The sequence below is a fragment of the Microbispora sp. H10670 genome, assembly GCF_014161385.1.
Lineage (GTDB): Bacteria > Actinomycetota > Actinomycetes > Streptosporangiales > Streptosporangiaceae > Microbispora > Microbispora triticiradicis.
In genome coordinates this window covers 180432-205554 of record NZ_JABBWW010000002.1, presented here as the reverse complement: position 1 = coordinate 205554, position 25123 = coordinate 180432, and the positions used below count along the sequence as shown (strand labels likewise).

Genomic DNA, 25123 nt, shown 5'->3' with positions numbered 1-25123 from the left:
CGTCATTGCGCGGCGCCGGCGCGGCGGGGGAGCCGTAGAGTCCTCTGCCGTGCCGGAGACGCGACCCGATGCCCCGCCGCTTCCCGCGGACCCGTTGCCCGTGCCCGTCCCCGACGCGGTGCGCGCGGCCCTGCTCGCGCCGATGGTCGACCAGCACTGCCACGGGGTGCGGCGCGACGACCCGCCGCGTTCGGGGTTCGAGCAGCTGGTCGCCGAGGGCGGCGCGCCCGCGCCGCCCGGCACCACCCACTTCGACACCCCGGCGGGCGCGGCCATCCGGCGCTGGTGCGCGCCGGTCCTCGGGCTGGAACCGCACGCCTCGGCCGCGGTGTACCTGTCCCGCCGCGCCGAGCTCGGCGCCGCCGAGGTGAACCGGCGGCTGCTGCGCGGCTCCGGCGTCTCGGCATTCCTGGTGGACGCCGGCCCGGAGTCGCCCGGCCTGCTCGGGCCCGCCGAGATGGGGCGGCTCGGCGGCGCCGTCGCCGACGAGATCGTCCGGCTGGAGGAGGTCGAGCGGGACGTCGCCGAGGCGGGCCTGCCCGCCGTCGGCTACGCGGGCGCGCTGCGGGACGAGCTCGCGGCCCGCGCGGCCCGCGCCGCCGGGCTGAAAACGGTCGCCGCGCACCGCCGCTGGCCCGGCTCCGACCTCTCCCGGCCCTCCCGCGGCAGCGTGATCGCCGCGGCCGGCCGCAGGCTCGCCGACCCCAAGGCCCGCCTCGCCGACCCGGTCCTCGTACGGCACCTGCTGTGGGCCGCCGCCGACGTGGCGAGGGAGCGGAGCCTGCCGATCCAGATCCACTGCGCCTTCTCGGAGGACGCTCACGGGGACGGCGCCTCCGGGGACGCCGCTTTCGGTGACGCGGATCCGGCGCGGCTCACGGGGTTCGTCCGCGCCCTCGCCCCGCTCGGGGTGCCGGTCGTGCTGGTGCACTGCTATCCCCACCACCGTCAGGCGGCGTACCTCGCGAGCGTCTTTCCGCACGTCTACGTGGACGCCGGGCTCGCCGTGGCGCTCACCGGGGCGGGTTCGGCCCACATCCTGCGCGAACTGCTGGAGCTGGTGCCGTTCCACAAGCAGATGTACGGCTCCGGCTGCCACGGCGCCGCCGAGCTGTGCTATCTGGCCGCCCTCTATCACCGCCGCGGGCTGGCCCGGCTGCTGGCGGGCCGGATCGCCGAGGGCGAGTGGAGCGTCTCCGACGCGGCCCGGATCGCCCACATGATCGGCTCGGCCAACGCCCGCCGCGTCTACCGCCTCTGAATCGAATCTACAGTGTAAAGGCGACGCCCTCGCGCCCCACCCCCGAGTCGCGATCGTGGGGCCTGAGCTGGTTTGCTTGGACCCGTCACAACCGGCACCGACTCAACGGGGATCTGAATGCGCAGCGTCGAGCCCGAGGTCTTCCTCGTCGCCAAGCCGTCCGTCGACTACGACGAGCTGGCCCGCTACCTGCGGGAGGTCGGCGGGGAGAGCTGGCTGGAGCGGCTGGAGCGCGGCGACTTCGACGCGCAGGACCTCGCCGAGTTCGCCGGGCGGCTGTGCTACCGCTCCTTCGAGCCGGGGCTCAACCCCAACGTGGTGCGGGTCCGCGCCGACCAGGAGGCGTACCTGCGCAACATCCTGGCCAGCGCGCACGGCAGCGTCCTGGAGCACGCCAGCTTCAGCTTCGTGCTGCACAACGTCTCGCGCGTGATGACCCACGAGCTCGTGCGGCACCGGCCGGGGGTGGCGATCTCGCAGGAGTCGCTGCGGTTCGTCCGGCTGAACGACCTGCCGTTCTGGTTCCCCGAGTGGGCACGCGAGGACGCCGAGCTGATGAAGCGGGCGACCGAGATGCTCGACCGGATGGAGGAGTTCCAGAACTGGATGTCCGCCCACTTCGGGCTGGACGCCGACGGCGTGCCGTTCTCGGAGAAGAAGCACCGCACCTCGTTCATGCGGCGCTTCGCCCCCGAGGGCGTCGCGACAGGCCTGGTCTGGACGGCCAACGTGCGCACCCTCCGCCACACCATCGAGTCCCGTACGGCCGCCGGGGCGGAGGAGGAGATCCGCCTCGTGTTCAACCGCATCGGGGAGATCATGCGGGCGGAGGCCCCGGCGCTGTTCGGCGACTACACGGTCGAGGACGGCGCCTGGATCCCCGGCTACCGCAAGGTCTGAGCGGCCGTCCCCAGGCGGTTCTCACAGCACGGTCCTGACGGTGCCGTCCCTCACAGCACGGTTTTGACTGTGCTGACGTCACAGCACGGCGGCCCGCACGCACAGGACGTCGGGCAGGTGGCGGGCGATCAGCGTCCAGGTCTCGCCCGCGTCGGCGGAGCCGTACACCTCGCCGTCCCGGGTGCCGAAGAACACCCCGGCGGGCCCGGCGGTCATGGCGTCCCTGAGGACGGAGGCGTGCGCCGGGCCCTCGGGCAGGCCCTCCGAGAAGCCCTGCCAGGTGGCCCCGGCGTCGTCGCTGCGGAACACCCGGCACCGGTGGCCGACGGGCGTGCGGTCGACGTCGCCGTGCAGCGGGAAGACGTACAGCCGGTCGGGGTCGTCCGGATGCACCGCGATCGGGAACCCGAAGTCGGAGGGCAGCCCGGAACCGATCTCCGTCCAGGAGCCGCCGAAGTCGTCGGACCGGTAGACGCCGAAGTGGTGCTGGAGATAGAGCCGCTCGGGGCGCGCGGGATGCTGCGCCACCTTGTGCACGCACTGTCCGAACTCGGGATACTGCGCTCCCTCGGGCAGGAAGGGCGCGCGGATGTCCTTGTTGGACGGCCGCCAGGTGGCCCCGGCGTCGTCGCTGCGGAAGAAGCCGACGGCGGAGGCGGCGACGCCGAGCCGCCCGGGGTCGGTGGGGTGTGGGATCACGGTGTGCAGGCACAGCCCGCCGCCCCCGGGCTGCCACCGGGGCCGGGTGGGGTGGTCCCACAGGCCCTCGACCAGGGTGTAGGTGGCCCCGCCGTCCTCCGAGCGGAACAGCGCGGCCGGCTCGGCGCCCGCCCACACCACCCCCGGCTCGGCCGGCGACGGCTGGAGCTGCCACACCCGGGCCAGCGCGGCCCCGGTGCGCTCGGGGAAGGCGACCGGCGGGGTGGCCGCCTCCTGCCACGTCTCGCCGAGGTCGTCCGACCACAGGACGGACGGCCCGAAGTGGCCGTACTCGATCCCGGCCAGGATCCGGGGCGCCGGCCCGCGCGTGTCGACGGCGACGGAGGGGACGCCGATGGTGGAGAAGCGCACGGGGTCGACCTCGAACGGCCCGCCGTTCGAGGAGTGTGCCAGGAACAATCCTTTTCGGGTGCCGATCGCGAGTAGTGCGGGCATGCGTCCTCCCTGTCCGGATATCGATCATGTTTTCGATTCGAATCCTGCCAGGAATCGGTCCGGCGTGCCCGCCGTTTCGGTCGGGTCGCGCCGATCGCGGTCTTGCTCCGGATCGGCGTCGCGGTGGATCCGGGCGAGCGGCACCCCCGAGCGCCGCAGGCGCCGTACGGTCTCGTCCACCATGGGGGGCGGGCCGCAGACGTACACCTCGTGCCCGGTCCAGGAGGGGAACGCGTCCACGACGTCGGGGAGCCGGCCGCGCAGCCCCTGATAGGCGGGGTCGTCGGAGACCACCGGCAGCACCCGCAGCCAGGGGAAGCCCGCCGCCAGCCGCGTCAGGTCCGGCATGTCGTACAGGTCGCCCGCGTGCCGCACCCCGAACAGCAGGTGGATGTTGGGGCGGCGGCCGGAGGCGATGACGTGCTCCATGACGGCCTTGATCGGCGCGAGCCCGGTGCCGCCGGCGACGCACAGGAGGTCCCGGTCCGACTCCGGCGGCGCCATCGTGCCCGCGGGTGGGCCGAGCAGCAGCTGGTCGCCGGGACGCGTGTGGCGGACCAGGGCCGAGCTCACCCAGCCGCCGGGAACGGCCCGCACGTGCAGGCGCAGCGTGCCGTCCGCGCGGGGGGCGTTGGCGATGGAGAAGCGCCGCCACACCCGCGGCCACCTGGCCGTCTGCACCGGGACGTGCTGTCCGGGGACGAAGTCCATCCGCTGCGACGGGCGGAGCGTGAGGACCGCGATGTCGCGGCAGCGCGCCTCGTGGCCCGTCACCTCCGCCAGCCACCACGGGGGAGTGGTCTCCGCCGCGGCCGCGTCGATCATGATTCGCGAGGCCATGGCGTACGCCTCGCTCCAGGCCGCCTCGGTCTCCTCCGTCCAGATCCGCGCGGCGAAGCGCCTCATCGTCGCGAGCAGGGCGGCGCCTGCGGCCGTGTGGTGTTCGGGGGAGAAGCCGTACCTGCGCTGGTCGCGGCCCAGCCCGGCGAGATAGGACGTCAGTCCCTCGGGGCTGTCGAGCTCCCTGACGACCCTCCTGAGGACGTCGAAGAGCCGGCCGCGCGGCGCCGACATGTCCGGCGGGAACATCCCGCGCAGGCTGGGGCAGTGCGCGAACAGCAGTCCGTAGAAGTACGCGGAGGCCCGCCCCGCGACGGGTTCGACGAGCGAGAAGCTTTCCTTGATCAGGCGCGCGTTCAACGACATCGGTTGTGTCCCACCCTAGGGACCGGAGGTGTGCTCCGGTCTGTCGATCCACCTCCCTGACGGCTCCGGGTGACGAGCGCCGGAGGCCCCGGCCCGACCGGGCGCTCACTGCGGAGTGTTCCACTCACTTCGGTGCGTCACAACCGATTCATGGCAAGGCAACCAGCTGTGAACGCTTCGTTATTTTTCGTGATCCTTGCCTTGTGACTGGTGTGACTGGTGGGGTCAATGATCCAAAAGTCGACAAAAAGGAAAGAAGCTGCGCCATGATGGGCCCTGCCCCGCCCATGAACCATCAGGAGTCGCCATGGCGCGTCCGATCGTCGGCATCACCACCTACCTCGAGGCCGCGCGCTGGGGGACGTGGGTCCGTGAGGCCGCGGTGTCGCCGCACGCGTACGCGCGCGCGGTCGAGAAGGCGGGCGGCGCGCCCGTCCTGCTGCCGCCGCTGAGCCCGGTGTCCGCCGGCGATCACGTGCGCCGCCTGGACGCCGTCATCCTCGCCGGCGGCGTCGACGTCGATCCCGCGCTGTACGGCGAGGCCTCCGCCGCGGAGCCGGACGACGGCGACGGGCTCGCCGCGCCGCAGCCGCACCGCGACCGCTTCGAGGTGGCGCTCGCCCAGGCGGCGGTGGAGGCGGACGTGCCGCTGCTCGGGATCTCGCGCGGCCTGCACGTGCTCAACGTGGCGCAGGGCGGCACGCTGATCACCTCCCTGCCCGCGGCCGTGGGCCACGACCGGCACGAGACCGCGAAGCACGTCGTGACCATCAGCGTGACCAGCCGGCTGGGCAAGGCGGTGGGCGACCACGCCGAGGTGACCGGCGCGCACCGCCGGGCCGTACGGCGTCTCGGCACCGGCCTGCTCGCCGTGGCCTGGGCGGACGACCAGATCGTCGAGGGCGTCGAGCTCCAGGGGCACCGTTTCGCCGTCGGCGTCCAGTGGCACCCCGAGCGCGGTGCGGACAACCGCCTCATCGAGGCACTGGTGGACGCCGCCCGCCCCTGATTACCCTGCGGGCATGGCATTGCATCCCCAGGCCGCGGCCTACCTCGCGCTGTTCCCGTCGGACCTCGGCGCCGATCTCGCCTCCCTCACCCGCGAGCAGATCGCCGAAATGCGGACGATGGACGGGTTGGCCGAGCAGCGCGGGCCGAGGATCGACCTGCCGGCGGTCAGGGACGAGACGGTGGCCGGGATCCCGGTCCGGATCTACCGCCCGGAGCCCGGGGAGCGCCCGCTGCCGGTGCTCGTCTATTTCCACGGCGGCGGCTGGGTCTTCGGCAGCGTCGAGCGCAACGACCCTCTCGCGCGGGATCTCGCCGCGCGCACCGGCGCCGTCGTGGTCTCGGTGGACTACCGTCTCGCGCCCGAGGATCCGTTCCCGGCGGCGGCCGACGACGCCTTCGCGGTGGTCCGCGACGTGCACGCCCGGCCCGGCTTCTACGGCGGCGACGCCGGCAGGGTCGCGGTCGTCGGCGACAGCGCCGGCGGCAACCTCGCGGCCGTGGCCGCGTGGCTCGCCAGGGACGCGGGCCTCCATCTCTCCCACCAGGTGCTGATCTACCCGGTCGTCGACGTCGCGTGCGACACGCCCAGCTACCGGGCGAACGCGAAGGGGTTCGGGCTGGAGGCGGCGGAGATGAGGTGGTTCGTCGAGCAGTACGCGGGCGGCGCCGATCCGCGCGACCCCCGTCTGGCGCCGCTCCACCTGCCGGACAAGTCGGGTCTCGCGCCCGCGACGGTGATCACGGCCGAGTACGACCCGCTGTGCGACGAGGGCGCGGCCTACGCGCGGGCGCTCGCGGAGGCCGGGGTGCCGGTGGAGCACCGGTCCTTCGAGGGCGCGTTGCACGGCTTCCTCGGCCTGCCCGGGTTCTTCGACCAGGCGGTCGAGGGCCGCGAGTTCCTCGCGGCGCGCCTCAAGGAGGCGTTCGCGTGACCCGCGCGCGGGCGCTCAGAAGCTTCTCGGCAGGCCGAGAACCTGGGTGGCCAGGTGGTTCAGCAGCAGTTCCTCGGTGACCGGGGCGATCCTGCCGATCCTGGCGTCGGCGAGCAGCCGGGCCACGGGATACTCCAGCGAGTAGGCCATGCCGCCGTGGGTCTGGAACGCGGCGTCCGCCGCGTCCCACGCGGCCCGCGAGGCGGCCAGCTTGGCGATGTTGGCCTCGGTGCCGCAGGGCAGCCCGTTGTCGAAGGACCAGGCCGCCTTGTACAGCATCAGCCTGGCCAGCTCGATCTCGGCCTTGACCCGCGCCAGCGGGAACGCGACGGCCTGGTTCGCGCCGATGGGCCGGCCGAAGACCTCCCGCTGCTTCGCGTAGTCCACGCCCACCCGCAGGGCCACCTCGGCCGCGCCGAGGGCGCTCGCGGCCAGCAGGATGCGCTCGGGGTTCAGCACGTCCCACAGCACGGCGACGCCCCGGTCCACCTCGCCGAGCACGCTGGACGCGGGCAGCCGCAGGTCGTCGACGAAGACCATGTTGGACGGCGTGGTGTTCGCGCCCATCTTGGGGATGGGCCGGTAGGTCAGGCTGCCCGCCCGCACCGCCTCGGGCACGTCGACCAGGAACACCGTCAGCCCGTCGGTGCGGGGCCGGGCCCGCTCCGCCGGGATCGTCCGGGTGACCAGCAGCATCCGGGCGGCCCGCTGCACCCCGGTGATCCAGACCTTCTGGCCGTTCACCACGAAGTCCGAGCCGTCGCGGCGGGCGAAGGTCGAGATCGCCAGCGAGTTGGATCCGGCGTCGGGCTCGGTCAGCGCGAAGCAGGTCTCCATCTCGCCCGTCGCCAGCTTCGGCAGCAGGGCGGCTCTCTGCTCGGCCGAGCCGTGCCTGGCCAGCGTCAGCGCCCCGAACCCCGGCGTCAGCACGTACATGAACGCCGAGCCCCCGGCCGAGCCGGAGGCCGACAGGGTCTCGGTGGCCACCGCGAGTTCGAGCAGGCCCTGGCCCGCCCCGCCGTACTCCTCCGGGACGGCCAGGCCGAGCCAGCCGCCCTTGGCGAGCTCCGCCCACACCTCCTCCGGCCAGCGCTTCTCCGCCTCGCAGCGCTGCCAGTAGTCCATGTCGTACCGCGCGCAGACATCAGCGACACCGCGCCGCACGGCCTGCGCGCTCTCCGGCAGGGTGAAGTCCATGCCGTCACTGTAGAGCCGTCACCGGAGAACGGCGCTCGCCCGCGGGCGGCGGGCGTGGTAGACGAAGGCGGGCGGCAGGTTGCGCCACACGGTGCGGCCCGCCACCACCTCCTCGAAGGAGGCCGTCAGGGCGCGGCGGAAGCGCAGTGCCGCGGGCAGCGCGCGGGCGTGGACGTAGGAGAAGGTCGTGAACGCGCCGCCCGGAGCGAGCGCGCCGACCGCCGCGCGCAGCAGGCCGGCCTGGTGGCCCGGGGAGAACGCCGCCCAGGGCAGCCCGCTGACGATCACGTCCGCCGCGGCCAGTCCCCGCTCGGCGAGCAGGGCGGGCAGGTCCGCGGCGCTGCCGACGACCAGGTCGACCCCCGGGTGACGGGCCGAGAGCCGCCCGGCCAGGAGCGGGTTGATCTCGACGGCCAGATGCCGTCCCCGTCCCGCGAGCCGCCGCTGGATCTCGGCGGTGAAGGGCCCGGTGCCCGGTCCGAGTTCCACCACGACGGGCTCGCCCCCCTCGGGCACCGGTGCGCACACCGCCCGCGACAACCGCCGCGAACTGGGCGCGACCGCTCCCGTGGCGGCCGGGGAGCGCAGGAACTGGCCGAGGAGAACCGCTGACTCACTGTTCATGCCGGTCACGCTAGGGCGCGCCACCGCCCCCGACCGCCCGCAGTACGGGCCGACCTGGCGGCCGGTCGGCGCACGGAGAGCGGCCAGAAGGAGGAGGCGCGGTCCTCCGGCCGGAGGACCGCCACCGCCCCGGGAGTTCGGTAGCGTTCCCCCCATGCGGCGGCCCTTTTCGCGTGGCCCGGTCCTCGACGTGTTCCTCGCGATGAGCGGGACCGGCCTCGACGTGCTGGTCAGCGCGGGAACCTGGACGGGCCGCAGCGGTCCGGCCCCGGTGTGGGTGGGGCTGGGACTCGCGCTGCTGGCCGGGCTGCCGATGGGGCTGGTGCGCCGATGGCCCGGCCCGGTGGCCGTCTACCTGGCCGCGCTGCTGGTCGCCTGCGACCAGGTCGGCGCGTTCACCGTCAACACCGTCCAGATCCTGCTGCCCATCGCCGTGGGCGTGCTGGCCCGGGGACGCGGCTGGGGCTGGACGGCGCCGGTGGCCGTGCTCGCCTGCGTCGCGACGGCCGTGAACCTCGCCGACCCCGGCATCGCGCTCACCGCGAACACCTGGTTCTACTCGGCCGGCCTGATCGCCGCCCCGGTGCTGATCGGCGGTTATCTGCGCACGCAGGAGGGGCGGCGCAGGGAGGACCCGGCCCCGCTGCTCGACCTCCTCCTCGCCGGCGGCGGGGTGGCGCTGGCGGTGCTCACCACCTGGCCGTACTGGCACAGCGGGGTGCCGCCGGTGTGGGCGGTCGCGCTCGGGGTGATGCTCGCGGGGCTCGCGCTGGGCGTCGTGCGGCACCTGCCCGGCGCGGTCCTGCTGCTGGAGAGCCTCACGCTGGTCGTCGCCGACCAGTACGTCCCGAGGACCGGCAACAGCCTGCAACTGCTCGCCCTGGTGGCCCTCGGCGTGTTCGCGACCCGCGCCGCCTGGCCGTGGCTCGCCGCGGCGTACGCGCTGACCTGCTCGGTCTCCGCCGTCGTGACCGTGGACGACCCGGCCGACGTCACCCCGTTCCGGGTGGTGGCGCTGATGACGATGGTGACCGCCCCGGTGGCGATCGGCCGGTACGTCGGCGCACGGCAGGCGCAGGCCAGGCACGCGGCCGAGCTGGCCGCCGAGCGGGCCAGGGCCGGGCGGCTGGCCGAGCGGGAGCGGATCGCCCGCGAGGTCCACGACATCGTGGCCCACCATGTGGGGGCGATGGTCCTGCGGGCGAGCGCGGCCCAGTACGCCGGGGCGGACGGCCCGGCCGCCGAGGCGCTGGGCGACATCCGGGAGACCGGGCACCGCGTTTTGGAGGACCTGCGCGGCCTGCTCACCGTGCTGCGCGATCCCGCCGAGGCGCTGCGCGACGACCTCCCGCTCGCGGACATGCTCGCCGACCCCGGCGACGTGCTGCGGGACGCCGTGGCGCGGATGTCGGCGGCCGGTCTGCACGTCGACCTGCGGCAGTCGCCCGAGGCGTGCCTGGCCCCGCTGGTGCTGCGCGCGGCGGTGGCCAGGATCGTCCAGGAGGGGCTCACCAACGTGCTGAAGCACGCGGGGCCCGGCGCCCGCGCCGAGGTCGGCGTGCGGACGCGCGAGGGCGCGCTGGAGGTGGAGGTGCGCAACGGCCCGGGCCCGGCCCGCCCGCCGGAGGCGCTGCCGTCCAACGGCCAGGGCATCGCGGGCATGCGGGAGCGGGCCCGCGCCTTCGGGGGGCGCGTCACCGCCGGCCCGGCGGGGGACGGCGGGTGGCGGCTGACCGCCTCGCTGCCCATCCCGCCCCAGGGCGCGTGTGAGAGCCCGCCCGACCGCTGCGTGAGAGGGAGGTTCGCGTGATCCGCGTCGTCGTCGCCGACGACCAGGCCCTCGTACGGGCCGGCGTCCGCATGATGCTGGAGGCGGCCGGGGACATGGAGGTGTGCGGCGAGGCCGCCGACGGCGCCGAGGCCGTACGGCTGGCCGAGCGGCACCACCCCGACGTCGTGCTGATGGACCTGCGCATGCCGCGCGTCGACGGGCTGGAGGCCACCCGCAGGATCCTCGCCGCCCGGCCGTCCGCGCGGATCGTCGTGCTCACCACGTTCTCCGAGGACGAGGACCTCTACGCCGCGCTGGGCGCGGGCGCGCTCGGTTTCCTGGTCAAGGACGACCCGCCCGCCCACATGGTCGAGGCCGTGCGGCGGGCCGCGGCGGGGGAGCCCCCGCTCGCGCCGTCGGTGCTGCGGCGGGTCGTCGAGCGGGCCCTGGCCGCCGAGCGGCAGGCGCTGCCGCCGCCGGCGGCCCTGACCGAGCGCGAGTCACAGGTGCTGACGCTGATCGGCGTGGGCCTGTCCAACGCCGAGATCGCCGGGCGGCTGCACGTGGGCGTCACGACCGTGAAGAGCCACGTCGCCGCCATCACGGAGAAGCTGGGCCTGCGCAACCGCACGCAGGCGGCGGTGATGGCGCACCGGTTCGGGCTGGTGGACGCCGCCTTCACCCCCGTGGCTCCTCCACGGAACGCCCGGGACACCGGTATGTAGGTGTCCCCGCGGTCCCTGCCGGTGATCGACCACAAGCGACCGTTTAGCCGTTCCCAAGGTCGTGCGAAGCGGGCATCGAGAAGGCCCTCCTAACGTCTGTGTCCGGCGCCCGAGCGGGTGCCGTCACATCGGAGAACGCGCCGTCCCCGGGCGGCGGGAGGGATCACAATGTCCAAGATCAGAATTGACGACATCGCGGCGGCCGGGCCGGAGCTCGACGAGGGAGACCTCCGCCTCGTCAACGGCGGCCGGAAGTTCGAGTGGTCGAGCCAGGTCATGACCCCGGACGGCACCGTCGACGCCAAGGACCTCGACTTCTGAGCGACCGCTTCCGAGTGACCGCGCGGGGCGCCCTTCCGGCGCCCCGCGCCCGATCGGGAAGCCAGACCAGGAAGAGCGAAAGATGTCCGGCGAAATACTCATCCTCACGATCGATGGAGACTCCCATGCCGAGCACGTGGCCCGTCTGCTGGCCGCGCGGGGGGCGGAAGCGGTCGTCTTCGACCCGGCCGGCTATCCGGTCCGCGCGGTGCTCGACGCGGTCTACCACCGTGACGGGCGGGTGCGGCGGCGGCTGCGCACGGAGAAGGCGGACGTCGATCTCGACCGTCTGACGGCGTTGTGGTTCCGCCGTCCCCAGGCTCCCGTCGCGCATCCCGAGATCGCCGACCCGGTGGCACGTGCCCACATGGAGCAGGAGTGCGCGGTGTTCGCCGGGGACCTGTGGGAGCAGCTCGACTGCCGCATGGTCCCCGCGCCCAGGGAACGGGTGAGGCTGGCCCAGCGCAAGTCGTCACAGCTGGCCCTGGCCGGTCGTCTCGGATTCGAGCTGCCGGACACGCTGATCACCAACGACCCCGACGAGTTCCTGGACTTCTACAACCGGCACCAGGGCCGCGTCATCAACAAGCCCCTGGGCGTTCCCGCCGGCTCCCGCGCCGACGGGGAGGGCGTGGCCCGGATGTCGGAACCGGTGTCCACCCGGGATGTGACCTACGCGGACGCGATCAGGTTCGGCCCGGTGGTCGTCCAGGAGTACGTGCCCAAGCGGGTCGAACTGCGGGTGACCGTCGTGGGGCGGGCCGTCTTCGCGGCGGAGATCCACTCGCAGGAGAGCAATCACACGAGGCTCGACTGGCGCCGCTACGACCCGGGCGGCACCCGCCACGAGGTGCACGAGCTGCCGCCGGAGGTGGCCGAGCGCTGCCTGCGGATCGTCCGGCGGCTCGGCCTGCGCTACGGAGCGATCGATCTCATCCTCACCCCCGACGGGCGTTACGTCTTCCTCGAAGTCAACCCCAGTGGCCAGTGGCTCTGGATCGAGAAGGCCACGGGCCTGCCGATCGGCGCGGCGCTGTGTGATCTGTTGATGTACGGCACGGTCGGAGAGGAGACCGCGCATGTTGCCGGACGCCCTTGAAACCCTCCGCGGCCTGGACGGCCTCGACCCGTCCGAGGCCCAGGAACGCCTGCGTGAGCTGCGGGAGCGCCATCCCGGCGTGCGCTTCCGGCTGCTGTGGCAGCGGGAGGACTACGACGACTCGCTCCACTACGACCTTCTGATCAAACGGCCGGGGGAGGGGACGGTGTCGCTGTCCTGGAGCCCCGACCGCGCCCTGCCCTGGCCCCTGCGGGGCGTGCAGCGGGCCGGCGAGATGCTGCTGCTGCGGATCGACGGAGTCGGGGTCAAGGTGGTCGACGCGGTCGCCTGGCTCGACTTCCTCTGGGACGAGGCCCGTCTGGTGGACCGGATCGTCGCCGCCGCCCTCGTCCAGGCGGAGCTGGAGGAGGCGCCGGTGGAGCTCTCCGACCACGAGATCCAGGAGGCGGTGGACGCGTTCCGGCGCGCCCGGGGACTGCTCACCGCGGAACGGACGCGCGAGTGGATGGACCGCCGCTCCCTCACCGTGGTGGACCTCCAGGAGCTGGTCGCGGGGGAGGTGGCCGCCGCCCGCGTCCGCGAGCGGGTGACGGCCGGACGGGTCGAGCCGTACTTCGAGGAGCACCGGGAGGAGTTCGGCACGGCCCGGGTCGCCCGCCTCACCTTTCCCGGCTCCGAGGCGGCCCGGCGGGCGGCGGCCGAGATCGACGCCGGAGCCGGCTTCTTCGCGCTGGCGGAGCGGACGCGCGGCACCCGGCTGGTCGTCGAGGACGTGCCCGCGGCCGAGGTAGGCACCGCCCGCCCCGGCGACGTCGTCTCGCCCGCCCCGGACGTCCTGCTCAAGGTGATCTCCGTGGCCGGCGCCGAGCTCGACGCGGACACGCGCCGCCGCGTCGAACGGCGGGTCTTCGACCTGTGGATCGACGAACGCCGCCGGGCCGCGAAGATCGAATGGTTCTGGGGAACCACGGCGCGGACCGGCACGCGGTGAACGGACGGATCTTCCGCGCCGAGGCGCTGCGCCGCCATGCCGCCCCGCCGTCCGCCCCGGCCGCCGTCAAGGAGGTCGGCGGCCGTGCCCTCGTCCTGCTCTGGTGCGCGGTCGCGGTGCTCACCTCGGGGCTGGCCGTTCTCACCGCTCTGGTCCTGAGGGGTGGCGGGTGAGACGGGTCCCGGTCTTCCTGCAGAACTCGGCGACCGAGTGCGGCGCGGCCTGCCTGGCCGTGATCCTGTCCTTCCACGGCCACCGCACCACCGTGCAGGAGGTCACCGACCACCTCCAGGTGGGCAGGGACGGCCTGAGCGCGCTGGCCGTCGTCCGCGCCGCGCGGGAGTTCGGCCTCAAGGCCAGGGCGTTCTCACTGGAGCCGGCCGACCTCGGGCGGGTGCCCATGCCCGCGATCGTCCACTGGGAGTTCCAGCACTTCGTGGTGGTGGAGCGGTGGACCCCCGACCACGTGGACATCGTGGACCCCGCCCAGGGGCGCAGGCGGCTCACGCCCGCCGAGTTCGACGCCGGGTTCACCGGCGTGCTGCTGGCGTTCGAGCCGGAGCCGCGGTTCCGCCGTGTGCGGTCCGGCGCCGCGCGGGCGTGGCGGCGCGACTTCCTGCGCGCCCTGGTGTTCCGCAGGAAGGGCCTGCTCACCCAGGTGCTCGCGGCCTCGGTGCTGCTCCAGGTGCTCGGCCTGGCGCTCGCGACGGCGTTCCAGGTCGTCGTCGACCGGATCCTCCCGCGCGGGGACTCCGGGCTTCTCGCCCTCCTCGGCGTGGCCGTGCTGGCCGCCGTGGTCACCCAGTTCACGGTGGGCTACCTGCGTTCGGTGCTGCTCGTCGCGCTCCGCTCGCGCACCGACGGCGAGGTGACGCGGAATCTGGTGTCGCACCTTGTCGCACTGCCGTACCGGTACTTCGCGGTGCGCGGCAAGGGAGACCTGGTGAACCGGGCGAACAGCGTCATCGCCCTGCGCGAGACGCTGACCGGGCAGATTCTCTCGTCGTTGCTCGACGGGCCGCTCGCCCTGGTCTACCTGCTGCTCGTCTTCGCCCGGGATCCGGTCTTCGGCGCCTTCCTCGCGTTGCTCGCGGCAGGGCAGGCCGCCCTCCTGCTCGGCACCGCCCGCCGGGTGGGCGAGCTGACCAGACGCGAGCTGGCCGCCCTCGCCGTCACGCAGGGCCGGCTGATGGAGGCCGTCGGGGGCATCGAGACGCTCAAGGCGTCCGGGGCCGAGCCGCGGGCGATGCAGCGCTGGTCGGACCTGTTCGCCCGGCAGCTCGACGCCGACGTACGGGGAGGGCTCGTCCGGGGGCTCGTCGAGGCGGCGCTCGGGGCGGTGCGCCTTCTCGCGCCGCTGGGGCTGCTGTGGGTGGGCGCGTGGCGGGTGCTCGACGGGTCGATGAGCCTCGGGACGCTGCTCGCGCTGAACGCCCTGGCCACCGCCGCGCTCACCCCGATCGGTTCGCTGATGACCAGCCTGCGCAGCCTTCAGCAGGCCGGGGCGCACTTCGACCGGCTGTCGGACATCCTCGCCTCCGAGCCCGAGCCGTCCACGGGGATCGAGGTGCTGCGGCTGCGCGGCGGCATCGAGCTGCGCGGGGTGTGTTTCCGCCACGACCCGCGCGGCCCGTGGACGCTGCGCGACGTCTCACTGGTCGTGCGGCCGGGGCAGAAGGTCGCGCTGGTCGGTCCCTCGGGGTCGGGCAAGAGCACGCTCGCCCGCCTGCTGCTCGCCCTGTACCAGCCGACGGCCGGGGAGATCCGGTACGACGGCGTCCCCGCGGCCGAGCTCAACCCGCGGTCGCTGCGCCGCCAGTTCGGCGTGGTCACCCAGGACCCGTCGCTGTTCACCGGGACGATCCGGGAGAACATCGCGCTCAACCTCCCCGAGGCCGGCCTGGACCGGATCGCCGACGCGGCCCGGATCGCGGGCCTGCACGACGAGATCATGGCGATGCCGATGGGCTACGAGACGATCCTGGTCGAGGGCGGCGGCCTGTCGGGTGGACAGCGCCAGCGCCTCGCCCTGGCCCGCGCGCTGCTGCCCCGCCCCAGGGTGCTGCTGCTCGACGAGGCGACCAGCAACCTCGACAGCGCGACCGAGGCCGGCATCGAGGCGCGGCTGTCCCGCCTGACGCAGACCCGCATCGTGATCGCGCACCGGCTGAGCACGGTGCGGGACGCCGACCTGATCCTGGTCGTCGAGCGGGGCACGGTGGTGGAGCGGGGCACCCATGAGGAGCTGCTGTCCCTGGACGGCCGCTACACCCGGCTCGTCGCCGCGCAGACGGCCTCCGCCGCGGCCGCGGCTCCGCGGAACGGCCGGGATCCCGGCATGTAGGGTCTGGGGCGTGAACGCTGCCGAGGACCGGATCTGGACGGTTCCCAACCTGCTGAGCGCCCTGCGGCTGCTCGGCGTCCCCGTCTTCCTCTGGCTCGTGCTGGGCCCCCGGGCCGACGGATGGGCCGTCGCGCTGCTGATGCTCGCGGGGTTCAGCGACTGGCTCGACGGCAAACTCGCCCGCGCGTGGAACCAGATCAGCAGGCTCGGCCGCCTGATCGACCCGCTCGCGGACCGGCTCTACATCCTCGCCACGCTGGTCGGCCTGGTCATCCGGGGCGTCATCCCCTGGTGGCTGGCGCTCGCGGTGCCGCTGCGCGACATCCTGCTGCTGTGGATGCCGCCCGTCCTGCGGCGGCACGGATACGGCCCCGCCCTGCCCGTCCACTTCCTCGGCAAGGCCGGCACCGCCGCCCTCATGTACGCGTTCCCGCTGCTGTTCCTCGCCTCCCACGAGGGCTGGTACGCCGAGATTAGCGCGATCTTCGGATGGGCCTTCGCCATCTGGGGAACTGGTCTGTATTGGTGGGCGGGGGTGTTGTATGTCGTACAGGTGCGCCAGCTAACGAAGGGGTGACCCGTGAAGGCCGTCGTCATGGCGGGCGGGGAGGGGACACGGCTGCGGCCGATGACCGCCAACCAGCCCAAGCCCCTGCTGCCCATCATCAACCGGCCGATCATGGAGCACGTGCTGCGGCTGCTCAGGCGGCACGGGTACACCGAGGTCGTGGTGACCGTGCAGTTCCTGGCCGCGCTCATCCGCAACTACTTCGGTGACGGCGACGAGCTCGGCGTGACCCTCCACTACGCCACGGAGGACGTCCCCCTCGGCACGGCGGGCAGCGTGAAGAACGCCGCCGACAAGCTCCGCGAGGACCGGTTCCTGGTCATCTCGGGCGACGCGCTCACCGACATCGACCTGACCGACATGCTCCGCTTCCATCGGGAGAACCGGGCGCTGGTCACGATCGGGCTCAAACGCGTGCCCAACCCGCTGGAGTTCGGGATCATCATCGTCGACGAGAACGGCCGCATCCAGCGCTTCCTGGAGAAGCCGACCTGGGGGCAGGTGTTCTCCGACACGGTCAACACCGGCGTCTACATCATGGAGCCGTCGGTCCTCGACGAGATCGCCCCCGGTCAGCCGGTCGACTGGTCGTCCGACATCTTCCCCCGCCTGCTGGAGCGGGGCTGCCGGCTGTTCGGCTACGTCGCCGAGGGCTACTGGGAGGACGTCGGCACCCACGAGAGCTACCTCAAGGCGCAGGCCGACGTGCTGGAGGGCAAGGTCAAGGTCGACTTCGACGCCTTCGAGCTGGCCCCGGGCGTGTGGGCCGCCGAGGGCGCCTCCGTCGACCCCGAGGCGGTGCTCAAGGGGCCCCTCTACATCGGCGACTACGCCAAGGTCGAGGCCGGGGCCGAGCTGCGGGAGTACACCGTGCTCGGCAGCAACGCGGTGGTCAAGGAGGGCGCCTTCCTGCACCGCGCGGTGGTCAGCGACAACGTGTACGTCGGCCCTGCCGCCCACCTGCGCGGCTGCGTGATCGGCAAGAACACCGACGTCATGACCGGCGCCCGGATCGAGGAGAACGCCGTCGTCGGCGACGAGTGCGTCATCGAGGCCGAGGCGTACGTCTCCTCCGGGGTGAAGATCTACCCGTTCAAGACGATCGAGGCCGGCACGGTCGTCAACACCAGCGTGATCTGGGAGTCGCGCGGCCAGCGCAGCCTGTTCGGCCCCCGGGGCGTCTCCGGCCTGGTCAACGTGGAGATCACCCCCGAGCTGTGCGTACGGCTGGCCAGCGCGTACGCCACGACCCTGAAGAAGGGCGACACGGTGGTCACCGCCCGCGACGCCTCACGCGCGGCGCGGGCGCTGAAGCGCGCGGTGATCAGCGCGCTGAACTCCAGCGCGATCAACGTCGTCGACCTGGAGGCCGCCGCCCTGCCGGTGGCCCGGTTCAACACCTCCCGGGAGAACGTCAGGGGCGGCATCTTCCTGCGCACGACCGCGGGCGACCCGCAGAGCGTGGACATCGTGTTCATGGACGAGACGGGCTCGGACCTGTCGCAGGCGGCGCAGCGCAAGCTGGAGCGGGTCTTCACCCGGCAGGAGTACCGCCGGGCCTTCCCCGGCGAGATCGCCGAGCTGACGTTCCCGGCCAGGGCCGTCGACACCTACGCCAGGGAACTGCTGGCCTGCGTCGACATGTACGGCGTGAAGGACGCCGAGATGAAGGTCGTGGTCGACTGCGCCGGGGGCACGTCCTCGCTCGTGCTGCCCAGCCTGCTCGGCCGGGCCGGGGTCGACGTGCTGACCGTGAACAACCGCCTCGACGACGCCTCGCCCACCGAGACCCTCGCCGAGCGCCGCCGCGACCTGCAGCGCCTGGCGGACCTGGTCGCCTCCGCGCGGGCCGCCTTCGGCGTACGGTTCGACCCGGTGGGGGAGCGGGTCTCGCTGGTGGACGAGATGGGCCAGCTCATCAGCGAGGAGCGGGCGCTGCTCGTCGTGCTCGACCTGGTCGCGGCCGAGCGCCGCGGCGGCCGGGTGGCGCTGCCGGTGACCACGACGAGGGTGGCGGAGATGGTGTGCCGCTTCCACGGTGTGCAGGTCGACTGGACGGCCACCAGCCTCGACACGCTGACCCGGGCGGCCCGGCACCCTGACACGATCTTCGCGGGCGACGGGCGGGGCGGCTTCATCGTCCCGGAGTTCGGGCCGACCCTGGACGGCCTGGCCGTATTCCTGCGCCTGCTCGGCCTGGTCGCGCGCACCCGGCTGTCGCTCAGCCAGATCGACGCCCGCATCCCCGAGGCCCGGCTGCTGAAGCGGACCGTGCCGACGCCGTGGGCGCACAAGGGGGCCGTGATGCGCTCGGTCGTCGAGGCCGCCGAGGGCCACCGCCTGGACACCACCGACGGCGTCCGCGTCGTGGAGGAGGACGGAAGCTGGGCGCTCGTGCTGCCCGACCCCGCCGAGGCCGTCACCCACCTGTGGGCCGAGGGGCACGACGTGGACGGCGCGCAGGCCCTCCTGGAACGCTGGGCCCACGTGGTCGAGCAGGCCGCCGGCTCCTGCTGACCCCCGTCTCCCTCTTTCGTGATCAGGATGGGATGCTGGGGATGCATGTGTCGGGATGGACCTTGCACCTCCGTGGGCTGTAGCGTTGGTCAGTCCACGCCCGGCCGCGCTTCTTGACCTTTGTGCCTGATCAGCGTAAGTTGCGGCATTCGCAGTTCGAGCCGGACCCGAGCAGTTGAGCAGTCCCCAGCAGTGAGCCAGTCCCGAGCAAGTCGTGAGAGTCGTGAGAGAGGCCGAGCCGTTCGATGCCCAGCGTCTACTGCACGCAGTGCGGTCATGCCAACCCCGAGGATGCCCGTTTCTGTTCACGATGCGGTTCGCCGCTGAGCGCTCCGGCGCCCGTCGCAGCCGATACCACCTCGACGATCTCCCTGGAGGCGCTGGAGGCGGAGACGGGCCAGACGCTGCTGCCGGACCGGTCGGCGATCGAGCAGATGCCGCCCGGCACGGCTCTCCTGGTGGTCATGCGCGGCCCGAACGCGGGCAGCCGTTTTCTGCTCGACAGCGATCTCACTACGGCGGGTCGCCACCCGGAAAGCGACATTTTCCTGGACGATGTAACCGTGTCCAGGAGGCATGTCGAGTTCTACCGCCGCGGCGGCCAGTTCACGGTCCGCGACGTGGGCAGCCTGAACGGCACCTACGTCAACCGGGAACGCATCGAGGAGTCCCCCTTGCAGGGCGGCGACGAGGTGCAGATCGGCAAGTTCCGGCTGGTTTTCCTCACGCGTGGTCCTGGAGGGCTGTGATCGGTGAGGAGGAGCAGTCATGAGCGCACAGGCCGTACGGGCGTTCATGAGCATCGGGGAGGTCCTCGGCCTGCTGCAGGCCGAGTTCCCCGACGTGACCGTCTCCAAGATCCGTTTCCTGGAGGGTGAGGGGCTGATCGAGCCCCAGCGGAGCCCCTCGGGCTACCGCAAGTTCACCTACAACGACGTGGAGCGCCTGCGGTACATCCTGCGGGCGCAGCGTGACCAGTACCTGCCGCTCCGGGTGATCAAGGATCAGCTGGACGGGCAGGCGGCGCGCCCGCAGAGCGTCTCGGACGGCCCGCCGGCGGTGCGTCTCAGCAGGGAGGAGCTCATCGAGGCCGCGGGCATCGACGAGGAGACCCTGGCCGAGATGGAGAGCTTCGGCCTGGTCGCGGCGGTCGCGCGCCGCTACGACGGCGAGGCGCTGGAGATCGCGCGCAGCGTGGGGGCCCTGTCGCGGTTCGGCCTGCGAGCGCGGCACCTCAGGGCGGTGCGGGCGCTGGTGGAGCGGGAGACCGGCCTGATCGAGCAGGCGGTGGCGCCCGTGCTGCGCCGGAAGGCGCCGGGGGCGATCGCGGAGGCCGACGAGACCGCTCGCGAGATGTCCGGTCTTCTCCAGGAACTGCACAATGCGTTGCTGCGTGGCAGTGTTCGCGGCGTTCTGGGACGGTAATGGGGTGCTGATGGGGCGGTGACCGGCACATCCGCTCCCTGGTGGGTGTTACGTTGAATGCCTGGTGATATGCCGCGACGCTTGAGACGGAGCCGCCCGTGTTGCAGATGGAGGTCGTGGGGGTTCGCGTTGAGATGCCCACAAACCAGCCGATCGTGCTCCTGAAGGAGGCGAGCGGTGATCGGTACCTGCCGATCTGGATAGGCATGACCGAGGCGACCGCCATCGCGCTGGCCCAGGCGGAGGAACCCCCGCCGAGGCCGCTCACCCACGACTTGTTCCGCGATGTGCTTGAGGCGTTGGGGGTGCGGTTGCGCACCGTCAACATCGTCGCGCTCCGCGATGGGATCTTCTTCGCCGACCTGGTGTTCTCGAACGGCGTGGAGGTGAGCGCCCGCCCTTCGGACTCGATCGCGCTGGCGTTGCGCACGGGGGCGACGATCTACGCGAGTGAGGACGTGATCCAGGAGGCGGGCGTGAGCATGCCCGACGACCAGGAAGACGAAGTGGAGAAGTTCCGCGAGTTCCTGGACAAAATCACACCGGAAGACTTCGGGCGAGCGGGCTGACGTGCCGCACCATTTCGGGAAATTACGCTTCACGACGCGCCGGACGGGGTCGTTGACTGACGATGGCCCCGGTCCTACGGTGCAAGGGAAACCACGGTTGTAATTCACGAACCCCCAGATCAGACCGTGGGATGAGAGAAAGCCGGAGGTCCGCAGTGGCGGTCAGCAGCGGCGAGGGTAGGTCGGCCGGCCAGCACGACCCGGTTCGGCGGGAGGCGCGCGAGCGCGCCGGCGAACAAGGCCTGCTGTTCGACGAGCAGCCGACGGCGCTGCCCGAGAACATCGGTTACCGTGGCCCGACGGCGTGCGCGGCGGCCGGGATCACCTACCGGCAGCTCGACTACTGGGCCCGGACCGAACTGGTGCTCCCGACCATAAGAGCAGCTCAGGGGTCCGGGTCGCAGCGACTCTACAGCTTCCGCGACATCCTCGTCCTGAAGGTCGTCAAACGTCTCCTCGACACGGGGGTCTCGCTCCAGCAGATCCGCACCGCCGTACGGCACCTGCGCGACCGGGGCGTCAACGACCTGGCCCAGATCACCCTGATGAGCGATGGCGTGAGCGTCTACGAGTGCACCAGCGCCGACGAGGTGATCGATCTGCTGCAGGGCGGCCAGGGCGTGTTCGGCATCGCGCTCGGGCGGGTCTGGCGCGAGGTGGAGGGGTCCCTGGCGGAACTGCCCGGTGAGCGCGCGGAGTCCGCGCCGGATGCGGAGGGGGATCATCCGGCCGACGAGCTGGCCCGCCGCAGGAAGGCCCGTAAGATCGGCTGAGAAACGGGTACAGAGGAAGTAACCGGGTAGAGTGGACACGGCCGACGACCTCGTGCGGGAGAGACCCCTGAAGTTGCAGGGGCGCCGAAGGAGCAAACCTCCCCGGAAACTCTCAGGCATCCGTACCGCACGGACGAGGCGACTCTGAAAAGCAGGCCCGCCCGCCAGGCGGCGCCTCACCGAAGGGGAAAGCCGGGCCGGGCGGCCCGGTGAAGCTCTCAGGTCCGATGACAGAGGGGGAGACCGCATCACGGCCGGTCGCGCTCACGGGCGCGAGGCGGCCGCCGCAGGTCTCGACCCGCCCAGGAGGCCCCTGTCATGACCGACCGCTCGACGCTTCAGGATCTTTCCGCCCCGCCCTTCGCGACCCGTCACATCGGTCCTTCGGACGCCGGCCGTGCCCGCATGCTGGAGGTCGTCGGCTACGAGTCGACGGCCGACCTGCTCGCCGTGGCCGTCCCCGAGGCGATCCGCACGCGGGGCCCGCTGAACCTGCCGGAGGCGGCGGGGGAGGCCGAGGCGCTGGCCGAACTCCGCGCGCTCGCGGCCCGCAACCGGGTGCTGACCCCGATGATCGGCCTGGGGTACCACGACACGATCACTCCGGGGGTCGTCCTCCGCAACGTGCTGGAGAACCCGGGCTGGTACACCGCGTACACGCCGTACCAGCCGGAGATCTCGCAGGGGCGGCTGGAGGCCCTGCTGAACTTCCAGACGGTCGTGTCGGACCTCACCGGCCTCGACGTCGCCGGCGCGTCCCTGCTGGACGAGGCGACCGCCGCGGCCGAGGCGATGACGCTGGCCCGGCGCGCGAGCAAGGTCAAGGCGGACGTCTTCGTGGTCGACGCGGACGCGCTGCCGCAGACCAAGGCCGTGCTGGCGACCCGCGCCGAGCCGCTCGGCATCACGCTGGTGGAGTCGGACCTCGCGGGGGACCTGCCCGAGTGCTTCGGGGTCCTCGTCCAGTATCCGGGCGCGAGCGGCCGCGTGGCGTCCTTCCGGGCGCTGGCCGAGCGGGCGCACGCCGCCGGCGCGCTGCTCGTCGCGTCGGCCGACCTGCTGTCGCTGACCCTGCTGGAGCCCCCCGGCGAGCAGGGCGCCGACATCGCCGTCGGCTCCTCCCAGCGCTTCGGCGTCCCCCTGGGCTACGGCGGCCCCCACGCGGCGTACATGGCGGTCCGTGAGGGCCTGCAGCGGCAGATGCCGGGCCGCCTGGTCGGCGTCTCGGTGGACGCCGACGGCCGTACGGCCTACCGGCTGGCCCTGCAGACCCGCGAGCAGCACATCCGGCGGGAGAAGGCCACCAGCAACATCTGCACCGCGCAGGTCCTGCTCGCGGTCATGGCCTCGATGTACGCCGTCTACCACGGCCCCGACGGCCTCCGGCGGATCGCCCAGCGGGCGCACCGCCACGCGGCCGTCCTCGCCGCCGGGCTGCGCGAGGGCGGTGTGGAGATCGTCCACGACGAGTTCTTCGACACCGTGCTCGCCCGCGTGCCGGGCCGGGCGGAGCACGTCGTGGCCGCCGCCGCCGAGCGGGGCGTCAACCTCCGCCTGGCGGACGCCGACCACGTCGGCGTGGCCTGCGACGAGAAGACCGTCGTCGGCCACCTGCGGGCCGTCTGGGAGGCCTTCGGCGTGCCGGGGATCGTGGTCGAGGACCTCGACCGGGCGACCTCCGACGCGATCCCCGCGGACCTGCAGCGGACCTCCGGCTTCCTCACCCACCCGGTCTTCCACTCCCACCGGTCCGAGACGGCCATGCTCCGTTACCTGCGGCGGCTGCAGGACAAGGACGTCGCGCTCGACCGCTCGATGATCCCGCTGGGCTCCTGCACGATGAAGCTCAACGCGACCACCGAGATGGAGCCGGTCACCTGGCCGGAGTTCGCCGCGATCCACCCGTTCGCGCCGGCGGAGCAGGCCGAGGGGTACGCCGAGCTGATCGCGACGCTGGAGGGCTGGCTGGCCGAGGTCACCGGCTACGACCGGGTGTCGATCCAGCCGAACGCCGGCTCGCAGGGCGAGTTCGCCGGGCTGCTGGCGATCAGGTCCTACCACCGCTCCCGGGGCGAGGACGGCCGCGACGTCTGCCTCATCCCGTCGTCCGCCCACGGCACCAACGCCGCCAGCGCCGTCATGGCGGGCATGCGGGTGGTCGTGGTGGCCTGCGACGGGAGCGGCAACGTCGACCTCGGCGACCTCGCCGCGAAGATCGAGAAGCACCGCGACGCGCTCGCCGCGATCATGGTGACGTACCCGTCCACCCACGGCGTGTACGAGGAGACGATCGTCGAGATCTGCGAGCGGGTCCACGAGGCCGGCGGGCAGGTCTACGTGGACGGGGCCAACCTCAACGCGCTGGTCGGCCTGGCCCGGCTGGGGGAGTTCGGCGCGGACGTCTCGCACCTGAACCTGCACAAGACCTTCTGCATCCCCCACGGCGGCGGCGGGCCCGGCGTCGGCCCGGTCGCGGTCAAGGCCCACCTCGCGGAGCACCTGCCCGCGCACGTGTCGGCCGCGCCGTACGGCTCGGCGGGCATCCTGCCGATCTCCTGGGCGTACGTCCGCATGATGGGCGGCGACGGGCTGCGGCAGGCCACCGAGCAGGCGATCCTGTCGGCCAACTACCTGGCCCGGCGCCTCGCGCCGCACTACCCGGTCCTCTACACCGGCCGGGACGGCCTGGTCGCGCACGAGTGCATCGTCGACCTGCGCCAGATCACCAAGGAGACCGGCGTCACGGTGGACGACGTGGCCAAGCGGCTGATCGACTACGGCTTCCACGCGCCCACGATGTCGTTCCCCGTCGCCGGGACCCTCATGATCGAGCCGACCGAGAGCGAGGACCTGGCCGAACTCGACCGCTTCGCCGACGCGATGATCGCCATCCGGGACGAGATCGCCAAGGTGGCGTCGGGCGAGTACGACAAGGCCGACAACCCGCTGCGCAACGCGCCGCACACGGCCGAGTGCCTCACCGCCGACGAGTGGGCCCACCCCTACTCGCGGGCCGTCGCCGCCTACCCGGTGCCGGGCCTGCGCGACGACAAGTACTGGCCGCCGGTGCGCCGCATCGACCAGGCGTACGGCGACCGCAACCTCGTCTGCTCCTGCCCGCCCATGGAGGCGTACGAGGACTGACCGGTTGCGCATGTCGGCCCCGCCCGGAGGCCGGGCTCGTTAAGATCGCGGATGCACGCTCCTGTCCCTGCGACCTCTGCGAGGCCACCTCATGACGGCCATCGACCCCGGGCGGCCCGACCGGCTCGACCAGGCGCACCGGCTCTCCGAGACGGGCGACCTCGACGCCGCGGCGTCGATCTTCGCGGAAGTCGCCGCGGACGATGAGGCGCCCGACCGCGCCGAGGCCGCGGCGGGCCTGTCGGCCGTCGTGGAGCACATGGCGGAGCGGCTGCTCGCCGAGGGAGAGCCGGAACGGGCGGCGGACGTGCTGCTGGAGGCGCTGTCGGTGCCCGCCGTGGCCGACCGGGCGCGCCTGCGCGTGCTGCTCGGCATCGCGCATCTGGAGATGGCGTGCGCCCAGTTCGCCGGCGCGGTGGAGGAGGGCCGCGGGGAGGGCCCGGACGCCGAGACCGGCGCGCTGGCGATCGAGCTGCTGGCCCGGACGCTGCCCCTGCGGGGGCGCGACGCCGACGCCGGGACCGTGTGGCGCTACGGCCTCGACCACCCCGACCGGGCGCTCGCCGAGCAGGTGCGGCTGCGCCTCGGCCGGGACGTCCGCCCGGTCATGGAGAGCGTCGAGGCCTGAT

The 25123-nt window shown here is 72.8% G+C and carries 23 protein-coding genes and 1 riboswitch; of the genes, 19 read left to right on the top strand and 4 right to left on the bottom strand.

All coding sequences use genetic code 11. The features are described from left to right. The first annotated feature begins 49 nt into the window (after nt 1-49). Together HHX33_RS04610 and thyX are read left to right on the top strand one after the other, a co-directional pair. Nucleotides 50-1261 carry an amidohydrolase family protein gene (locus HHX33_RS04610; RefSeq protein WP_310740556.1) on the top strand — a complete coding sequence of 404 codons (1212 nt, stop codon included), beginning with the start codon at nt 50-52 and terminating at the stop codon, nt 1259-1261. Between the two features lie 117 nt (nt 1262-1378). Then, a complete protein-coding gene (gene thyX, locus HHX33_RS04605) occupies nt 1379-2161 on the top strand; it encodes an FAD-dependent thymidylate synthase (RefSeq protein ID WP_111698680.1) in 783 nt (260 codons plus the stop codon). Nucleotides 2162-2239: 78 nt separating this feature from the next. Here thyX and HHX33_RS04600 read toward each other — a convergent pair whose 3' ends face one another. Both HHX33_RS04600 and HHX33_RS04595 read right to left on the bottom strand, forming a co-directional pair. Continuing rightward, the gene (locus HHX33_RS04600) at nt 2240-3316 is read right to left on the bottom strand and encodes a WD40/YVTN/BNR-like repeat-containing protein (RefSeq protein WP_182873480.1); all 1077 of its coding nucleotides are present in this window, start codon (nt 3314-3316) and stop codon (nt 2240-2242) included. A 24-nt stretch (nt 3317-3340) separates the two neighbouring features. Further along, nucleotides 3341-4522, bottom strand: coding sequence for an FAD-binding oxidoreductase (locus HHX33_RS04595; RefSeq protein WP_182873479.1), 1182 nt, complete (start codon nt 4520-4522; stop codon nt 3341-3343). 307 nt (nt 4523-4829) lie between these two features. Between HHX33_RS04595 and HHX33_RS04590 the strand changes: the two genes are divergently transcribed. Continuing rightward, a complete protein-coding gene (locus HHX33_RS04590) occupies nt 4830-5531 on the top strand; it encodes a gamma-glutamyl-gamma-aminobutyrate hydrolase family protein (RefSeq protein WP_138460782.1) in 702 nt (233 codons plus the stop codon). A gap of 13 nt (nt 5532-5544) precedes the next feature. Further along, entirely contained in the window at nt 5545-6465 is a 921-nt protein-coding gene (locus HHX33_RS04585) for an alpha/beta hydrolase (RefSeq protein ID WP_182873478.1), read from the top strand. A 15-nt stretch (nt 6466-6480) separates the two neighbouring features. Here HHX33_RS04585 and HHX33_RS04580 read toward each other — a convergent pair whose 3' ends face one another. Beyond that, a complete protein-coding gene (locus tag HHX33_RS04580) occupies nt 6481-7662 on the bottom strand; it encodes an acyl-CoA dehydrogenase family protein (RefSeq protein WP_182873477.1) in 1182 nt (393 codons plus the stop codon). Nucleotides 7663-7680: 18 nt separating this feature from the next. After that, nucleotides 7681-8286 (bottom strand): class I SAM-dependent methyltransferase, encoded by a 606-nt coding sequence (locus HHX33_RS04575; protein ID WP_182873476.1) that lies wholly within the window; start codon nt 8284-8286, stop codon nt 7681-7683. A 154-nt stretch (nt 8287-8440) separates the two neighbouring features. Between HHX33_RS04575 and HHX33_RS04570 the strand changes: the two genes are divergently transcribed. From HHX33_RS04570 to HHX33_RS04500, 15 genes are all read left to right on the top strand, one after another. After that, on the top strand, nt 8441-10096 hold the full coding sequence (locus HHX33_RS04570; RefSeq protein WP_182873475.1) for a histidine kinase: 1656 nt from the start codon (nt 8441-8443) through the stop codon (nt 10094-10096). After that, nucleotides 10093-10782 carry a response regulator gene (locus tag HHX33_RS04565; RefSeq protein WP_182873474.1) on the top strand — a complete coding sequence of 230 codons (690 nt, stop codon included), beginning with the start codon at nt 10093-10095 and terminating at the stop codon, nt 10780-10782. The genes HHX33_RS04570 and HHX33_RS04565 overlap by 4 nt, the downstream gene beginning before the upstream one ends. 168 nt (nt 10783-10950) lie before the next feature. Further along, entirely contained in the window at nt 10951-11103 is a 153-nt protein-coding gene (locus tag HHX33_RS04560) for a putative ATP-grasp target RiPP (RefSeq protein WP_111698653.1), read from the top strand. Between the two features lie 82 nt (nt 11104-11185). After that, complete coding sequence (locus tag HHX33_RS04555; RefSeq protein ID WP_182873473.1) at nt 11186-12202, top strand: MvdC/MvdD family ATP grasp protein; 1017 nt, start codon at nt 11186-11188, stop codon at nt 12200-12202. Beyond that, nucleotides 12183-13154: a TIGR04500 family putative peptide maturation system protein gene (locus tag HHX33_RS04550; RefSeq protein ID WP_182873472.1), complete on the top strand. Its 972-nt coding sequence runs from the start codon at nt 12183-12185 to the stop codon at nt 13152-13154. The genes HHX33_RS04555 and HHX33_RS04550 overlap by 20 nt, the downstream gene beginning before the upstream one ends. After that, nucleotides 13151-13327 (top strand): hypothetical protein, encoded by a 177-nt coding sequence (locus tag HHX33_RS04545; RefSeq protein ID WP_182873471.1) that lies wholly within the window; start codon nt 13151-13153, stop codon nt 13325-13327. The genes HHX33_RS04550 and HHX33_RS04545 overlap by 4 nt, the downstream gene beginning before the upstream one ends. Continuing rightward, nucleotides 13324-15498: a peptidase domain-containing ABC transporter gene (locus HHX33_RS04540; RefSeq protein WP_182873470.1), complete on the top strand. Its 2175-nt coding sequence runs from the start codon at nt 13324-13326 to the stop codon at nt 15496-15498. Before HHX33_RS04545 ends, HHX33_RS04540 begins: the two co-directional genes overlap by 4 nt. A gap of 10 nt (nt 15499-15508) precedes the next feature. Beyond that, on the top strand, nt 15509-16075 hold the full coding sequence (locus HHX33_RS04535; RefSeq protein WP_244301880.1) for a CDP-alcohol phosphatidyltransferase family protein: 567 nt from the start codon (nt 15509-15511) through the stop codon (nt 16073-16075). A 3-nt stretch (nt 16076-16078) separates the two neighbouring features. Continuing rightward, nucleotides 16079-18583, top strand: a complete 2505-nt coding sequence (locus HHX33_RS04530; RefSeq protein ID WP_111698635.1) for a mannose-1-phosphate guanyltransferase — start codon at nt 16079-16081, stop codon at nt 18581-18583. A 245-nt stretch (nt 18584-18828) separates the two neighbouring features. After that, nucleotides 18829-19332, top strand: a complete 504-nt coding sequence (locus HHX33_RS04525) for an FHA domain-containing protein (protein ID WP_111698632.1) — start codon at nt 18829-18831, stop codon at nt 19330-19332. 19 nt (nt 19333-19351) lie between these two features. Beyond that, nucleotides 19352-20008, top strand: a complete 657-nt coding sequence (locus HHX33_RS04520; RefSeq protein ID WP_111698629.1) for a MerR family transcriptional regulator — start codon at nt 19352-19354, stop codon at nt 20006-20008. Nucleotides 20009-20106: 98 nt separating this feature from the next. Beyond that, on the top strand, nt 20107-20577 hold the full coding sequence (locus HHX33_RS04515) for a bifunctional nuclease family protein (protein WP_111698626.1): 471 nt from the start codon (nt 20107-20109) through the stop codon (nt 20575-20577). A gap of 155 nt (nt 20578-20732) precedes the next feature. Continuing rightward, nucleotides 20733-21350: a MerR family transcriptional regulator gene (locus HHX33_RS04510; RefSeq protein ID WP_262367358.1), complete on the top strand. Its 618-nt coding sequence runs from the start codon at nt 20733-20735 to the stop codon at nt 21348-21350. Nucleotides 21351-21395: 45 nt separating this feature from the next. Then, nucleotides 21396-21488: riboswitch (glycine riboswitch) on the top strand. A gap of 180 nt (nt 21489-21668) precedes the next feature. Further along, a complete protein-coding gene (gene gcvP, locus HHX33_RS04505) occupies nt 21669-24494 on the top strand; it encodes an aminomethyl-transferring glycine dehydrogenase (protein WP_182873468.1) in 2826 nt (941 codons plus the stop codon). Between the two features lie 91 nt (nt 24495-24585). After that, nucleotides 24586-25122 (top strand): hypothetical protein, encoded by a 537-nt coding sequence (locus tag HHX33_RS04500; protein WP_182873467.1) that lies wholly within the window; start codon nt 24586-24588, stop codon nt 25120-25122. Nucleotide 25123 lies beyond the last annotated feature (1 nt).

Coding starts and splice junctions, on each gene's coding strand:
- thyX (WP_111698680.1), top strand. CDS start 1,379: ATGCGCAGCGTCGAGCCCGAGGTCTTCCTCGTCGCCAAGCCGTCCGTC.
- HHX33_RS04600 (WP_182873480.1), bottom strand. CDS start 3,316: ATGCCCGCACTACTCGCGATCGGCACCCGAAAAGGATTGTTCCTGGCA.
- HHX33_RS04595 (WP_182873479.1), bottom strand. CDS start 4,522: ATGTCGTTGAACGCGCGCCTGATCAAGGAAAGCTTCTCGCTCGTCGAA.
- HHX33_RS04590 (WP_138460782.1), top strand. CDS start 4,830: ATGGCGCGTCCGATCGTCGGCATCACCACCTACCTCGAGGCCGCGCGC.
- HHX33_RS04585 (WP_182873478.1), top strand. CDS start 5,545: ATGGCATTGCATCCCCAGGCCGCGGCCTACCTCGCGCTGTTCCCGTCG.
- HHX33_RS04580 (WP_182873477.1), bottom strand. CDS start 7,662: ATGGACTTCACCCTGCCGGAGAGCGCGCAGGCCGTGCGGCGCGGTGTC.
- HHX33_RS04575 (WP_182873476.1), bottom strand. CDS start 8,286: ATGAACAGTGAGTCAGCGGTTCTCCTCGGCCAGTTCCTGCGCTCCCCG.
- HHX33_RS04570 (WP_182873475.1), top strand. CDS start 8,441: ATGCGGCGGCCCTTTTCGCGTGGCCCGGTCCTCGACGTGTTCCTCGCG.
- HHX33_RS04560 (WP_111698653.1), top strand. CDS start 10,951: ATGTCCAAGATCAGAATTGACGACATCGCGGCGGCCGGGCCGGAGCTC.
- HHX33_RS04555 (WP_182873473.1), top strand. CDS start 11,186: ATGTCCGGCGAAATACTCATCCTCACGATCGATGGAGACTCCCATGCC.
- HHX33_RS04550 (WP_182873472.1), top strand. CDS start 12,183: ATGTTGCCGGACGCCCTTGAAACCCTCCGCGGCCTGGACGGCCTCGAC.
- HHX33_RS04525 (WP_111698632.1), top strand. CDS start 18,829: ATGCCCAGCGTCTACTGCACGCAGTGCGGTCATGCCAACCCCGAGGAT.
- HHX33_RS04520 (WP_111698629.1), top strand. CDS start 19,352: ATGAGCGCACAGGCCGTACGGGCGTTCATGAGCATCGGGGAGGTCCTC.
- gcvP (WP_182873468.1), top strand. CDS start 21,669: ATGACCGACCGCTCGACGCTTCAGGATCTTTCCGCCCCGCCCTTCGCG.
- HHX33_RS04500 (WP_182873467.1), top strand. CDS start 24,586: ATGACGGCCATCGACCCCGGGCGGCCCGACCGGCTCGACCAGGCGCAC.